12 protein-coding genes are annotated in these 12,861 nt (G+C 71.6%); 11 read left to right on the top strand and 1 reads right to left on the bottom strand.

Features of this window, described 5'->3' with window-relative positions; all coding sequences use genetic code 11:
• Positions 1–28: 28 nt before the first annotated feature.
• The gene (locus ACG0Z3_RS15810; RefSeq protein ID WP_394399094.1) at positions 29–1,900 is read right to left on the bottom strand and encodes a S8 family serine peptidase; all 1,872 of its coding nucleotides are present in this window, start codon (positions 1,898–1,900) and stop codon (positions 29–31) included.
• 122 nt (positions 1,901–2,022) lie between these two features.
• Between ACG0Z3_RS15810 and gspG the strand changes: the two genes are divergently transcribed.
• From gspG to ACG0Z3_RS15755, 11 genes are all read left to right on the top strand, one after another.
• The gene (gene gspG, locus ACG0Z3_RS15805) at positions 2,023–2,448 is read left to right on the top strand and encodes a type II secretion system major pseudopilin GspG (RefSeq protein WP_394399092.1); all 426 of its coding nucleotides are present in this window, start codon (positions 2,023–2,025) and stop codon (positions 2,446–2,448) included.
• Positions 2,445–3,641, top strand: coding sequence for a type II secretion system F family protein (locus tag ACG0Z3_RS15800; protein WP_394399090.1), 1,197 nt, complete (start codon positions 2,445–2,447; stop codon positions 3,639–3,641). The genes gspG and ACG0Z3_RS15800 overlap by 4 nt, the downstream gene beginning before the upstream one ends.
• 616 nt (positions 3,642–4,257) lie before the next feature.
• Positions 4,258–5,796 (top strand): GspE/PulE family protein, encoded by a 1,539-nt coding sequence (locus tag ACG0Z3_RS15795; RefSeq protein WP_394399088.1) that lies wholly within the window; start codon positions 4,258–4,260, stop codon positions 5,794–5,796.
• Complete coding sequence (locus tag ACG0Z3_RS15790; RefSeq protein ID WP_394399086.1) at positions 5,777–6,841, top strand: hypothetical protein; 1,065 nt, start codon at positions 5,777–5,779, stop codon at positions 6,839–6,841. The genes ACG0Z3_RS15795 and ACG0Z3_RS15790 overlap by 20 nt, the downstream gene beginning before the upstream one ends.
• Complete coding sequence (locus tag ACG0Z3_RS15785) at positions 6,838–7,350, top strand: hypothetical protein (RefSeq protein WP_394399084.1); 513 nt, start codon at positions 6,838–6,840, stop codon at positions 7,348–7,350. Before ACG0Z3_RS15790 ends, ACG0Z3_RS15785 begins: the two co-directional genes overlap by 4 nt.
• Positions 7,347–7,868 carry a hypothetical protein gene (locus ACG0Z3_RS15780; protein ID WP_394399082.1) on the top strand — a complete coding sequence of 174 codons (522 nt, stop codon included), beginning with the start codon at positions 7,347–7,349 and terminating at the stop codon, positions 7,866–7,868. Before ACG0Z3_RS15785 ends, ACG0Z3_RS15780 begins: the two co-directional genes overlap by 4 nt.
• Entirely contained in the window at positions 7,865–10,012 is a 2,148-nt protein-coding gene (locus ACG0Z3_RS15775) for a secretin N-terminal domain-containing protein (protein WP_394399080.1), read from the top strand. Before ACG0Z3_RS15780 ends, ACG0Z3_RS15775 begins: the two co-directional genes overlap by 4 nt.
• Positions 9,996–10,622 (top strand): type II secretion system protein, encoded by a 627-nt coding sequence (locus ACG0Z3_RS15770; protein WP_394399078.1) that lies wholly within the window; start codon positions 9,996–9,998, stop codon positions 10,620–10,622. The genes ACG0Z3_RS15775 and ACG0Z3_RS15770 overlap by 17 nt, the downstream gene beginning before the upstream one ends.
• Entirely contained in the window at positions 10,622–11,005 is a 384-nt protein-coding gene (locus tag ACG0Z3_RS15765) for a type II secretion system protein (protein ID WP_394399076.1), read from the top strand. Before ACG0Z3_RS15770 ends, ACG0Z3_RS15765 begins: the two co-directional genes overlap by 1 nt.
• A 208-nt stretch (positions 11,006–11,213) precedes the next feature.
• Positions 11,214–11,690, top strand: a complete 477-nt coding sequence (locus ACG0Z3_RS15760) for a hypothetical protein (protein WP_394399074.1) — start codon at positions 11,214–11,216, stop codon at positions 11,688–11,690.
• 131 nt (positions 11,691–11,821) lie between these two features.
• Positions 11,822–12,664, top strand: coding sequence for a response regulator transcription factor (locus ACG0Z3_RS15755; protein WP_394399072.1), 843 nt, complete (start codon positions 11,822–11,824; stop codon positions 12,662–12,664).
• Positions 12,665–12,861 lie beyond the last annotated feature (197 nt).

Raw genomic sequence — 12,861 nt, 5'->3', positions numbered from 1 at the left:
CTGCATGTCAATTCGGTGACGACGCCTCTCAGCGCCGGCGGCGCAGGCCGCCCGCCGCGCCGAGCAGGCCCAGCAGCCACCACGCCGACGAGCCGCCGCCGCCGCCCGCAGGGGCTGGGGCCGGCGTCGGTGCGGGCGTCGGGGCTGGGGTCGGACCGGGTTCCGGCGCGGGCGTTGGGGCCGGCGCCGGGGACGGCGTGGGTGCGGGCAGCGGGATCGCCGTGCTGCCCTGCAACTGGCCGCAGCGGCTCAAGGCCGTGCTCTGCAGGCCCAGCGCCGTGCGCACCGGCGCGGTGTAGGTGGTGGGCGTCAGCGCATACCTCACGGCCTCGGCGGCATCCAGCAGGCCGACACCGCCCGTGCCGTTGTCCAGCGTGCAGCGCCGCGCCTTGAGGCTGCTGGCGGGGCAGTAGCCCAGCGCATAGGCCATGGTGTGCGGCCGGGCACTGGCCTTGAGGCCGGCTTCCACCTGCGCCAGCGACAGCGCCGGGTTGGCCGCCCACATCAGCGCGGCGGCGCCTGCCACCTGAGGCGCGGCGAAGCTGGTGCCGCTGACAGCGCCGTAGCCGGCCGTCGACGGCCCGGTGGTGCCGGTGTTGACCGTGGAGACGATGCCGGTGTCGGCCAGGTCGGCGTCGCAGTCGGCGCCGTTGTTGGCGTCGCCGCCGGGTGCCGACAGCTGCACCTGGGCGCCGTAGTTCGAATAGATGGCCTTGACGCCCTGGCGGTTGGTGGCGGCCACAGCGAACACGCCCGCGCAGTTGGCCGGCCGGGCCACGGCCGCGCCCTCATTGCCAGCGGCGGCCACCACCAGCACGCCCAGCTTGCGCAGCGCGGCGACGGTGTCGGTGTAGAGGCTGGCCGCCGCGGCCACGGCCGGGTTGGCATCGCTCAGGCTGCAGGAAGTCGCCTGCACGCTGGCAAAGCCGATCACGACGATCTTGGCCGGGTTGGGGTTGGCCGTCACGCCGTCGACGGGCAGGCCGGCGGCCCAGCGCATGCCGTCCACCATGTCGGCCACCGACGCGCCGCACTTGCCCGCCACGCGCACCGGCAGGATGCGTGCATTCCAGTTGATGCCGGCCACGCCGTTGGCGTTGTTGGTCACGGCGCCCAGCTGGCCGGCCACGACGGTGCCGTGCCAGCTGCTGCGCGGGCGCACGACGCAGCCGTCCCACAGCGCCGGGTTGGCGTTGAACTCGGCCTGGGTCAGCGCATCGCCCGGGTCCAGCGCGCCGGCACTGCGCCCCGTGCCGCCGTTGTTGGCGTACTCGGGCTTGCTGATGAAGTTGTAGCCGGCCAGCACGTTGGCGTTCAGGTCGGCGTGCGAGGTGATGCCGGTGTCCAGCACGGCGATGACCGGCGCGGCCGAGCCCTTGGTGGTGTCCCAGGCCTTGGTGAAGTTGGCGGCGGCGGGGTTGCTGCTGTCGCTCTGGTCGTCCAGCCACCACTGCGCGTTGGCGGGATTGCTGGCGCGGAACAGCGTGTCGGTGGGCACGGCCGCGCGCTGCTCGTACTGGTCGCGCATGGCGTGGGCGATGCGGCGATCGGCGCGCAAGCGCGTCAGCCAGGCCTGGGCCTGGGCCACGTCGCCACGGCCCTCCAGCCGCCACCACCCCGAACCCAGCGGCCGCTGCTCCTGCAAGGGCAGGCCCGACTCGGCCAGCAGGCGCGCGAGCTGGGCCTGCTGCTGCGCATCGGCCTGGCGGTCATCGGCCAGTTTGACGATGAGCGTGGTGGCGGTCGTGTGGCTCAGGTCGGCTGCCGGCGCGAGCCGGTGCGCCAACCCCATGGCGGACACGGCGACACCGGCCACCGTGGCGGCCGCCAGCAGCTGGTTGAAACGGAGGGCCCGCAACAAAGGACGGGGCGGTGGAGTCAGGGCGGGCAGTGTCTTCATCAGGGCTGCACCTTAGGCAGCGGCGATGAAGGAGCCATGACATGAGGCCAACGGCCCATGCACCCCGTCATGTGGTCGTCATTCATGTCACGGTCATTGCGGCTTCCTAAGCTGCGCGGCCCATGACCCAGCCCACCTCACGCCATCGCCACCGCGGCTTCACGCTGCTGGAACTGCTCGTCGTCATGGTCATCATCGGCCTGCTGGCGGGCTATGTGGGCCCCAAGTTCTTCGGCCAGATCGGCAAGAGCGAGGTCAAGGCGGCGCGCGCGCAGATCGATGCGCTGCAGAAGTCGCTGGACCAATACCGCCTGGACGCGGGCCGCTACCCGAGCACCGAGCAGGGGCTGGCCGCGCTCGTCGCAAAGCCAGCGGACGAGCCCAAGTGGCAGGGCCCCTATCTGGCCAAGGTCGTGCCCAAGGACCCCTGGGGTCACGACTACCAGTACCGCGCGCCGGGCGAGCATGGCGAGTACGACCTGCTGTCGTTTGGCAAGGACGGCCGAGCCGGCGGCGAGGGCGAAGACGCCGACCTCACCTCCTGGTGAACACCGTGAACGAGTTCGACGTCCGCTACCTCGACGCGCAGCGCCGGCCGGCGCACGCGCGCGTGCGGGCGGCAGACGCGGGCGGCGTGGCGGCGGCGCTGGGCTTGTCGCCTGCGGCATTGCTGGCGGTGGAGCCAGCGAAGGCCACCGCGCTGAAGCCCGCGCACGGCGCCCGCTTCCCGCGCCGGCAGTTCGCGCAGCAGCTGGCCGTGCTGCTGCGCGCCGGCATCCCGCTGCTGGAGGCGCTGCAGACACTGCAGTCGCAGGACAACCCGCCCGCCGTCACGGCGGCGCTGGCCGGCATCGTCGAGCGCGTGCAACTGGGTGAGTCGTTCTCCACCGCGCTGGCATCGCAGCCGCAGGCCTTCGACGCGCTGTTCGTCGCTGTCGTGGAGGCCAGCGAGCGCAGCGGCCAGGTGGAACAGGCGCTGGCCGAACAGGCGAGCTACCTGGCGTGGGTGGAGCAGCTGCGCAGCAAGCTGGTGGCCGCGGCCATCTACCCGGCGATGCTGATCACGGCGGGCACGGTGGTCATGCTGTTCCTGCTGATGTTCGTGGTGCCGCGCTTCGCGGGCCTGCTGGACGGCGCGGGCGGCGAGTTGCCGTTCGCGTCGCGGCTGCTGATCGCCGTCGGCGCGTTCAGCGGTGCGCATCCGGTGGCGCTGCTGTTGATGGCAGCGGGCCTGGTCGCGCTGCCGGTGCTGGCCTGGCAGCGTGGGTTGAAGGAGGCACTGCAGGCGCGGCTATGGCGGCTGCCCTTGATCGGTCCGAAGCTGCACTTGCTGGCACTGGCGCAGCTGTACCGCTGCCTGGCGATGCTCCTGCTGGCGGGCGTGCCCATCGTGCCGGCGCTGGTGAACGCGCGCGGCGTGGTGGCGTCGCACCTGCGCGCGGCGCTGGACCGCGCGACCGAGGCTGTGCGGCTGGGCGAGCGGCTGTCGGCCTGCCTGCAGCGCGAGGGGCTGGCGACGCCGGTGTCGTTGCGCATGCTGAAGGTGGGTGAGCACAGCGGCGAGCTGGGGGCGATGCTGGCGCAGGCGGCGGGCTTCTACGACGAGGAGCTGTCGCGGTTGTCGGAGCTGGTGACGCGGTTGGTCAATCCGGCGTTGATGCTGTTGATGGGGCTGGTGATCGGCACGGTGGTGGTGCTGATGTACCTGCCGATCTTTCAGTTGGTGGAGCAGGTGCAGTGATGAAGGCTTCGCGCTGCTTCGGGTTGGTGGCCAGTGACGTGCCGGGAGTTCGCCCCGGCGGGCGACTCACTTTCTTGCGCGCGCAAGAAAGTAAGCAAAGAAAGCGCCCCTGCAAAACCGCCCCTGCGGGGTTCCCTGCGCTGCTTGAATCCCAAGGCCGCGCCGAACTCGCGTCGCTACGCTCTGCTCAAACAAGCGTCGCGAGTCAGTTCTTGAAGCGTGCTGCGCACGCGCCTTGGGATTCAAGCATCACAGGCGGTTTTGAAGGGGAGACCCCCAACAGCCCACCCCAACAGCCAACAGCCAAGCCCGCAAGCCGGCTGGCGCCGGCTGTTTTGTGTGCCCCCTTTAGCACCGCCGAGCAACGCAAGCCCCGAAGCCCGCGAGCGCAGCTCGCCTCGACAACTGACTCACGACGACTGTTTGAGCAGAGCGTAGCGGCGCGAGTTCGGCGTGGGGCTTCGGGGCTTGCGTTGCTCGGGCACCCGAGCGCAGCGAGGGCGGTGCGGTCGGGGGTCGTTTCTTTGCCTACTTTCTTGTCGACACAAGAAAGTAGGTCGCCCGCCGGGGCGAACTCCCGGCACCACTCGTGGCGCTCAACCAAAAGCTCGCAGACATGAACGCCGTCCTGCAACCAACACCAGACCCGCTGGCCGCCCTCCCCACGTCCGACGCCCCCTGGACGCTCACCTTCGCCCCATGGCCCCACGCCGACGCCCAGCGCTGGCGCGCCGTGATGGCCACCTCGGCAAGCGGGCGCTTCGCGCTGCTGGCCGACCGACCGCTGGAGCCACTGCTGCGCCTGCGCATCGAGCAGCGCCTGAAGAAGCCCATCCTGTGGTGGCCCTGCGAACCCGCTGACATCGACACACTGCTGGCCACCGGCGAGGCCGACTACCGCGCCCTCGGTGAACTCACCGAGCACTTCGCCCACAGCACAGAAGCGGACACCGCGCAGGAACTCTCCGCACTCCATCTCGCCGAACAGGCCAGCCCCGTTGTGCGCCTGCTTGACGCCACGCTCTACGACGCGCTGCAGGACGGCGCCAGTGACATCCACTTCGAGTGCCAGCTGCGCGGCATGAAGATCCGCAGCCGCGTCGACGGCGTCATGCTGGACGTGAAAAGCATCGACGGCGTGCAGGCGGCCGAACAGCTTGTGTCGCGCCTGAAGGTCATGGCGGAACTCGACATCGGCGAGCGCCGCCTGCCGCAGGACGGCCGCTTCAAGCTGCGCGTGCAAGGCCGCGAGGTGGACTTCCGCCTGTCCATCATGCCCAGCGTGTTCGGCGAGGACGCCGTCATCCGCGTGCTGGACCGCGCGCAGGTGGAGGCGCAGGGCGCGCTGACGCTGGACGCGCTGGGCTTCGAGCCCGAGGCGCGCGCGCAGATCCGCGCCCTCGCCCGCCAGCCCCACGGCATGCTGCTCGTGACCGGCCCCACCGGCTCGGGCAAGACGACGACGCTGTACGCCACGATCAGCGAAGTCAACACCGGCCGCGACAAGATCATCACCATCGAAGACCCGGTGGAGTACCAGCTGCCCGGCGTCGTGCAGATCCCCGTCAACGAGAAGAAGGGGCTGACGTTCGCACGCGGCCTGCGCTCGGTGCTGCGGCACGACCCCGACCGCGTGATGGTCGGCGAGATCCGCGACGCCGAGACCGCGCAGATCGCCGTGCAGGCGGCGCTGACCGGCCACCTTGTCTTCAGCACCGTGCATGCGAACAACGCGTTCGACGTGGTCGGCCGCTTCATGCACATGGGGCTGGACCTCTACAACGTCGTCTCCGCGCTGAACGGCGTGCTGGCGCAGCGGCTGATGCGCATCAACTGCACGCACTGCCGCACGCCACTGCCGGCCACGGCCGAGCAGTTGCGCGGGATGGGACTGCCAGAGGACGCGCGACTGCTGCATGGCGCCGGCTGCGGTCACTGCCGCAGTACGGGCTACCGCGGCCGCCGCGCCGTCAGCGAGCTGCTGTGGCTGGACGACGAACTGCGCGACCTCATCGCCAGCCGCGCGCCGCTGTCGCGCATCAAGGAGGCAGCACGCGGCCGCGGCATGCGCTCGCTGCGCGACGCAGCCGTGGCGCTGGTGCTGCGCGGCGAATCGACGCTGGAGGAACTGGACCGTGTCACGCTCGCGGACTGAGCGCCTCCTGCTCACAGCCGACGGCGCCGTGGACGCGCACGGCAAGACCTGGCCCGCCTTCGCCGCCTGGTGTGCCGCCCACCCCGGCGCGCGCGTGGCGCTGCTCGCCGGGCCAGACCGCATGCACAGCCTGCGCGTGCCCGACGACCTGCCGCTGCCGGGCGATGCCGAGCGACTGGCCTACGCCCGGCTGCAGTTCACGCACTACTTCGGCGCCGCCGCACAGAGCTGGCCGCTGACCGCGTGGCAGCACGGCGTCTGCGCCTGGTGTGACGGCGAGCTCGGGGCCCTGAGCGTCACGGCGGCTGAGCACCGCGTGCGCCTCACGTCGCTGCGGCCCAGCTGGGCACTGCTGCCCGCCGACGACGGCGATGCAGGGCTGCTTGAAGGCGAGCTCCTGACCTGGCTGCGCCGCCGCGACGGCCGGCTCGTCGAGCTGCAGCAGCGCCACGCCGACGACGAGCTGCTGCAGCAGTTGCAGGGCACGCGCCTCGTGCGGGCCGACGCGCTGCTGGCCGGCACCGGCAACGACGAGGCCCCCGATTTCATCGAGCAGCCGTCACACGCCAGGCCGCTGATCTGGGCCTGGGCTGCCACGGCGGCGGGGGCCTGCGCGCTGGTGGCGCTGCAGGCCCAGGGCCAGCAGGACGAAGCCCGGCGCCTGCGCGAACAAGCTGCCGTGCTGGACCGCATCACCCGCCCCACGGCAGCCGCCCCCGCCCCACCCCCCAACCCCGCGGCCCGCAACCGCGCCTGGGCCGCCGCGCAGCAGCTGGACACCGACTGGGCCGCACTGTGGGCGGGCGTGGAACGCGCGCTGCCGCCGGGCCTGCAGCTCACCGCGCTGGACCTGGACCGCCAGGGGATGCGCGTGGAGGGCCAGGCCGCCGAGGCAGACGGGGTGACCCGCCTCGTCGATCGCCTGACGCTGACGGCAAGCGCCGGCCAGGAAGTCGTGCTGACGCGCCTGCAGCGGCCTGACGCGGCCGCCGACGCAGGCGGCTTGCGCTTTGAGGTGCAACGCCGCAGCGGAGGCGCGCGATGAGGCGCTGGCTCACCCACGCCCGCCGCCTCGGCTGGCCGGCCGCACTGGCAGCATTGCTGACGCTGACCGCCATCGCCGGCGCCGCATGGCTGCCCGCACGGCAGGCCCAGTTGAATGAGCAACGCCAGGCCCTGACGGTGCGCCGAGCCGCGCTGGCCAAGGCGCCCGCAGCCGCCGCAAAGACCGACAGCCGCGCACTCACCGCCAGCCTGCCCCCCGACAGCGCACGCCAGGCCCGCACCGCGGCGCTGCTGGCGCTGACCGACGAGCTGGGCCTGCCCTGGCCGCGCAGCGAATTCCGCTACCAGGCGGATCGCGAACTGGGAATCGCCCAGTACCGCGTGGCCATGCAGCTCAGCGGCGGCTATGGCGCGCTGCGCGGCTTTGTCGCGGAGGCGCTGCAACGCGACCCCGCGCTGGCGCTGGACAGCGTGCGCCTGCGCCGCGAGGCCGACGGCACGCTGAAGGCCGAGTTCGCCTGGGTGCTGCACATGCAGGCCGCGAAATGAAGAAGCCCGCCCCGCGCCATCTCGCCCTGTTCGGCACCCTGGCCCTGAGCCTCGCGGCCACGGCCTGGGTGTCGCAGGACGACGCCGACACCCCCGCGCCCGTAGCCGCCTCACCACGCCGCGCCGCGCCTGCCAACACGGCGTCCACCGACTGGCCCGGCCCCGCCGCCAGCGCGCGTGCCGCGTGGCCCGACCTCGACGTCCAAGCCCGCGCCGCCTGGGGCGAGGCCGCACCGACAACGTCCAAGCCCGCACCGCCGCGCGCCATAGACAAGCCGGCTGCCGAACAGCCCGCGCCTCCCATTGCGCCACCCTTCCCCTACCAGCTCGTCGGTCGCCTGACAGACGGCGCCTCGCGCGCCGTGCTGAACAACGCGCAGCGCAGCGCTGTCGTCGGCGTGGGCGAGATGGTGGACGGGCAATGGCGCGTCGATGCCGTTGAGCCTGCCGGCCTGCGCCTGACATACCTGCCGCTGGGCCAGGCCCAGCTCGTTCCCTTCGCTCCCTCACCCGCATGAAGCGCCTCTCCGCCCTCGCCCTCGCCCTGCTGCTCGCCGCCTGCGCCGGCAACCCCGCGCTGCGCGAGGCCGATACGCTGGCCCGCCGTGGCGAGCACGAAGGCGCCTGGCGCCTGCTGCGCGATGCTGCGGCAGCCGCTCCGCAGGACGACGCCCTGCGCTCCGCACTGCAGCGTGAGCGCGAGCTGGCGCTGCTGGCCCTGGCCACCCAAGCCGAGACCGCCCGCGCCACCGGCCAGCTGGACGCGGCGGCCGAACTGCTGCTGCGCATGCAGGCGCTGGACGTGCAGGCCCCGCGCACAAGGGCGCTGGCCACCGCACTGCGCCGCGCCCGCGACCACCAGGCCCGCATCGCCCGCGCCGCGAAGCAGCTGCAGGCCGGCGAGGCCGACGCCGCCCGCGAGGCCGTCACGTCCGTGCTGGCCGAGGACCCCGGGCAGCCGCATGCCCTGGCCCTGCAACACAAGCTGCGCCAGCGCCTGGCGCCGCCGCCCGTGCCCACCGTGCTGGCGGCGGCCTACCAGAAGCCCGTGAGCCTGGAGTTTCGCGACGCGCCGCTGCGCACCGTGTTCGAGGCGTTGGGCCGCGGCGCGGGCGTGAACTTCGTGTTCGACAAGGACGTGAAGGCCGACGCGCGCGTCAGCCTCTACCTGAAGGACGTCAGCGTCGACGAGGCCATGCGTGTGGTGCTCAGCACGCAGCAGCTGGAGCGCAAGCTGCTGAACGACAACTCGGTGCTGATCTACCCCAACACGCAGCAGAAGCAGCGCGAGCACCAGGAGCTGGTGACGCGCAGCTTCTACCTGAACAACGCCGATGCCAAGCAGGCGCAGGCGCTGGTGCGCATGATGGCCAAGACGCGCGACCTCTTCATCGACGAGCGCCTGAACCTGCTGGTGGCCCGCGACACCCCTGAGGTCATCACGATGATCGAACGTCTCATCGCCGGGCTGGACCTGCCCGAGCCCGAGGTGATGCTGGACGTTGAGGTGTTGGAGCTGGCCTCCGACCGCAGCACCGAGGCCGGCCTGAACTGGGCCACCGATGCCACCTACGGCACCACCGACACCGCCGCCGCGCTGGTGCCCTGGGCGACGCGAGGCAGCTTTCGCACGTTGGTGGCCAACCCGGTCGTCGCCGCGCGGCTCAAGGGCGGCTCGGGCGCCAGCAACCTGCTGGCCAACCCCAAGCTACGCGCGCGCAACAAGGAGAAGGCCAGGATCCAGATCGGCGACAAGGTACCTGTGTTCACCAGCACCTCCACCGCCAACGTCGGTGTGTCCACCGCGGTGAGCTACATCGACGTGGGCATCAAGCTGGAAGTGGAGCCCACCGTGCAGCTGGACAACGAGGTCATCATGAAGGTGAACCTGGAGGTCAGCAGCCTGGGCCCGAAAGAAAGCTCCGGCGGCACGCAACCCACCAGCGCCTACCGCATCGGCACGCGCAACGCGTCCACATCGCTGCGGCTGCGCGACGGCGAGACGCAGGTGCTGGGCGGCCTCATCAACGACGAGGACCGCAAAAGCATCAGCGGCGTGCCCTATGTGTCGGAAACACCGCTGCTGGGGAGGCTGTTCGGCGTGCACGGCGACAGCCGCAAGAAAACCGAGATCGTGCTGCTGATCACGCCGCACGTGCTGCGCAACGTCAGCCTCCCCGACGCCAGCCTGACCGTGCTGCCCTCGGGCTTCGACGCCAACCCCGGCGCCGAAGGGGCGCGGCTGCGCTCGCGGGGCAGCGTGGCGGCGCCGCTGGCAGGCGCAGCGCTGCCGGCGGGTGGAGCGCCAGCCGCCCCGGCCGGGCCCGAGGCCGTTGTTGAGCTGCAGACCAGCGGCAGCACCGCCGTCGGCGACACGCTGTCCTTGGGGCTGACCAACACCTCCGGATTCGCGGTCACGGGCACTCTGACCTACGACGCGGCCATGTTCCTGCGCGCCGACATCGGCGGCGCCGAAGCCGCCAGCGGCAGCGTGGAGATCGCGCTGGCCCCGCAGGCACAGAAAGTGATCGTGCTGCGCGCGCGGCCCGGCACGGCGGGGCAGTCGGGCCTCATCGAGTTCGTCAACACCGCCGCCAAGGGCCTCAAGGGCGAACCGGTGACGGTGCGTGTGGAGGGTGAGGGCCATGTCGAAGTGCAATGACGGCCCCTCGCCCGGCCTCTTGCCGCTGAACGCGGACGCGCCCGGTCGGCCCCCCGAGGGGGCGGTGATGCTTGCGGCATCCAGCCGCAAGAACATCGCCAGAGCGGGCCGGCTTGGGAGCGGCCCGGCGCTCGGCCCGCAACCGCAACGCGGCTTCACGCTGGTCGAGATGCTGGTGGTGGTGACGCTGGTGGGCATCCTGGCCGCCGCCGCCCAGCCGCTGGGCGTGTGGGTGCACAAGCGCCAGCGCGAGGCCGAGCTGCGCCACGCACTGCGCACGCTGCGCGATGGGCTGGACGCCTACCACCGCGCTGCCCGTGAAGGACGCATCACGCTGAAGGCCGACGACAGCGGCTACCCGCCTGACCTGGACGCCCTCGTGCGCGGCGTGCCCGACGCCCGGGACCCGCAGAACGCCAAGCGCCTGTACTTCCTGCGCCGCCTGCCGCGCGACCCGCTGGCCGACCCCGCCCTGCCCGCCGCCCAGACCTGGGCGCTGCGCAGCCACGACAGCCCGCCCGAGGCGCCCGCCCCCGGCCGCGATGTGTTCGACGTGCACTCGCGCTCCGAGGCCCTCGCGATCGATGGCAGCCGCTACCGGGACTGGTGATGGCACGCACTGCCCATGGGTTCACCCTCATCGAGTTGATCGTGGTCATGGCCATCGTCGCGCTGCTGGCCGGCATCACCGCGCCGCGCTACTTCGCCTCGCTGGAGCGCGCCAAGGCGGCCAGCCTGCGCAGCTCGCTGGCCGTCATGCGCGACGCGCTGGACAAGTACGCCGCCGACAAGGGCCGCCACCCCGACACGCTGGCCCAGCTCGTGCAGGACCGCTACCTTCGCCGCGTGCCCGAGGACCCGCTGACCGGCAGCGCCAACAGCTGGATCACGCTGCCGCCTGCCGCCGGCACCGACCTGCCCGGCCAGGTGGCCGACGTGCGCAGCGGCGCCGCCGGCCGCGCGCCGGACGGGAGCCTGTATGCCGATTGGTGAGCGTTCATTTCGGTTGTCCATGCCGCATTCGCGGCACCCGCAGCGCATCAAAGCCGATCCCGTAGGGCGGGTCGCGACCCGCCGTTGGGTGGCGATGTCCACCACCGATTTCCAATATGGGTTCGCGGGACCCAACGGCGGGTCGCGACCCGCCCTACGGAGGGCGCATTCGGCTCAGCGTGGCTTCACCTACCTCTGGCTGCTCTTCGTGCTCGCGCTGGGCGGCGCGGGCCTGGCCGCCCTGGGCGAGCGCGAGCAGACGCGCCAGCAGCGCGAGCGGGAGGCCGAGTTGCGCTTTCGCGGCGAAGCCATCGCCGCCGCGCTGGGGCGCTACGCCCAGGCCACGCCGCTGGGCCACCTGCCGCTGCCGCAGACCCTGGACGAGCTGCTGGCCGACCGGCGCTTCCCCAAGCCGCAACGCCACCTGCGCCAGCTCTACGCCGACCCTTTCACGGGCACACCCGATTGGGAACCCGTGATGGGCCAGGCCGCCGTCGTGGCAGACGAGAGCACCAGCGCACCGGCGAACGACCCGACGGTCGTCACCGGCACCGGCATCGTCGGTGTGCGCAGCCGGTCGACGCGCCCGCTGCTGGCCACGGCTGGCGGGCGAAGCACCGCCCGCGACTGGGTGTTCAACGCCACAGCCGCTCCAGCCGCCGCCCCTTCAGAGCCCGCCGAATGAGCCGATCGGCCCATGACCTGCATAAGCCTTCAACGGCCGGTCATGTGGGCTTCCTAGAGTGCACCACTTGTGAGTTCGTCGCCGGCCACGACCTGGCCGCCCGCGCTCCCCGAGACGCTGAACCGCTGCCCATGACGACCAACAACAACCCGGCCGCAACGACCTCCCAGGACGACCCCGTCGAAGCCATCGTGCGCGCGGCGGAATCCGCGCTGACGGTGCGCCGCCGCTACCAGTTCTTCGTCTGGACGCAGAGCTACCTCAGCCGCCTGCTGCCGCACCAACTGGCGGTCTGCGGCAGCTACGACCGCAGCGCCCGCGAACTTTTGTTCGACGTGTTCAACAGCGTCAGCCTGGATCCTGTCCTGATGGACGCACTCGGCGACAACCGCAGCCTTTTGATGCAGCACTGGCAGGCCCGCTGGCTGGAGGCTCGCGGCCGGCCCGCCGCCATCGCCACCGCCGACCTGGCCTTCGCTTCACTGGGCACGGCACGTGACGCCTTGCTGGCCGCCGGCTTCGACGGCGTGTTGGTGCACGGCGTATCACGCCCGCAGCGCCCGCAGGAGATCGAGAGCTTCTTCATCTTCGCGTCGCAGGACAGCACCACGCTCGCGGCGCTGGGCAGCCGGCTGGAGTTGCTGCTGCCGCACATCCATGGCGCCTGGCAACGCGTACAGGCCGTGGAACGCGATGTGGTGGGCATCAGCGCCCCCCAACCCAGCGCCATCCGCGTGGGCGGCGTCACGCAACGCGAGCGCGAGATCCTCAGCTGGCTGCGCGAGGGCAAGAGCAATCAGCAGATCGCCGAGGAGCTCGGCATCAGTGCGCTGACGGTGAAGAACCACGTGCAGAAGATCCTGCGCAAGCTCAATGCCGCCAACCGCGCGCAGGCCGTGGCACAGGCCATGTCACTGCAACTGCTGGACCGCCCGGTGCTGAGCGTGCTGCCGCGCCCGAACCACGCGGGTTGAACGTCTGGCACCGCGCGCCCAGCCCGGCTGGCGCGAACAGCTCATGTCCAAACGGCTCATGGGTTGGTCCCTAGTCCGAACGGACTGCGAACGAAATCACGATCCCGGTGCGCATGTCACCTGCCCTCACAAGAATGCGCGCTGAAACGATCTTCCTGATCACCGCTCTTTGAACGCGGGTCTCTCGACCCAGGCGC

Origin of the sequence: Pelomonas margarita (genome assembly GCF_043555875.1) — a bacterium.
GTDB classification, from domain to species: Bacteria; Pseudomonadota; Gammaproteobacteria; order Burkholderiales; family Burkholderiaceae_C; genus Pelomonas; species Pelomonas margarita.
Note: the sequence above shows the minus strand (reverse complement) of the source record. Positions and strands in the feature narration are given on the sequence as shown.

Bases quoted from the DNA above. Each gene is read 5' to 3' on its own strand.
- ACG0Z3_RS15810 (WP_394399094.1), bottom strand. From the start codon at position 1,900: ATGAAGACACTGCCCGCCCTGACTCCACCGCCCCGTCCTTTGTTGCGG.
- gspG (WP_394399092.1), top strand. From the start codon at position 2,023: ATGACCCAGCCCACCTCACGCCATCGCCACCGCGGCTTCACGCTGCTG.
- ACG0Z3_RS15795 (WP_394399088.1), top strand. From the start codon at position 4,258: ATGAACGCCGTCCTGCAACCAACACCAGACCCGCTGGCCGCCCTCCCC.
- ACG0Z3_RS15785 (WP_394399084.1), top strand. From the start codon at position 6,838: ATGAGGCGCTGGCTCACCCACGCCCGCCGCCTCGGCTGGCCGGCCGCA.
- ACG0Z3_RS15780 (WP_394399082.1), top strand. From the start codon at position 7,347: ATGAAGAAGCCCGCCCCGCGCCATCTCGCCCTGTTCGGCACCCTGGCC.
- ACG0Z3_RS15775 (WP_394399080.1), top strand. From the start codon at position 7,865: ATGAAGCGCCTCTCCGCCCTCGCCCTCGCCCTGCTGCTCGCCGCCTGC.
- ACG0Z3_RS15770 (WP_394399078.1), top strand. From the start codon at position 9,996: ATGTCGAAGTGCAATGACGGCCCCTCGCCCGGCCTCTTGCCGCTGAAC.
- ACG0Z3_RS15765 (WP_394399076.1), top strand. From the start codon at position 10,622: ATGGCACGCACTGCCCATGGGTTCACCCTCATCGAGTTGATCGTGGTC.
- ACG0Z3_RS15755 (WP_394399072.1), top strand. From the start codon at position 11,822: ATGACGACCAACAACAACCCGGCCGCAACGACCTCCCAGGACGACCCC.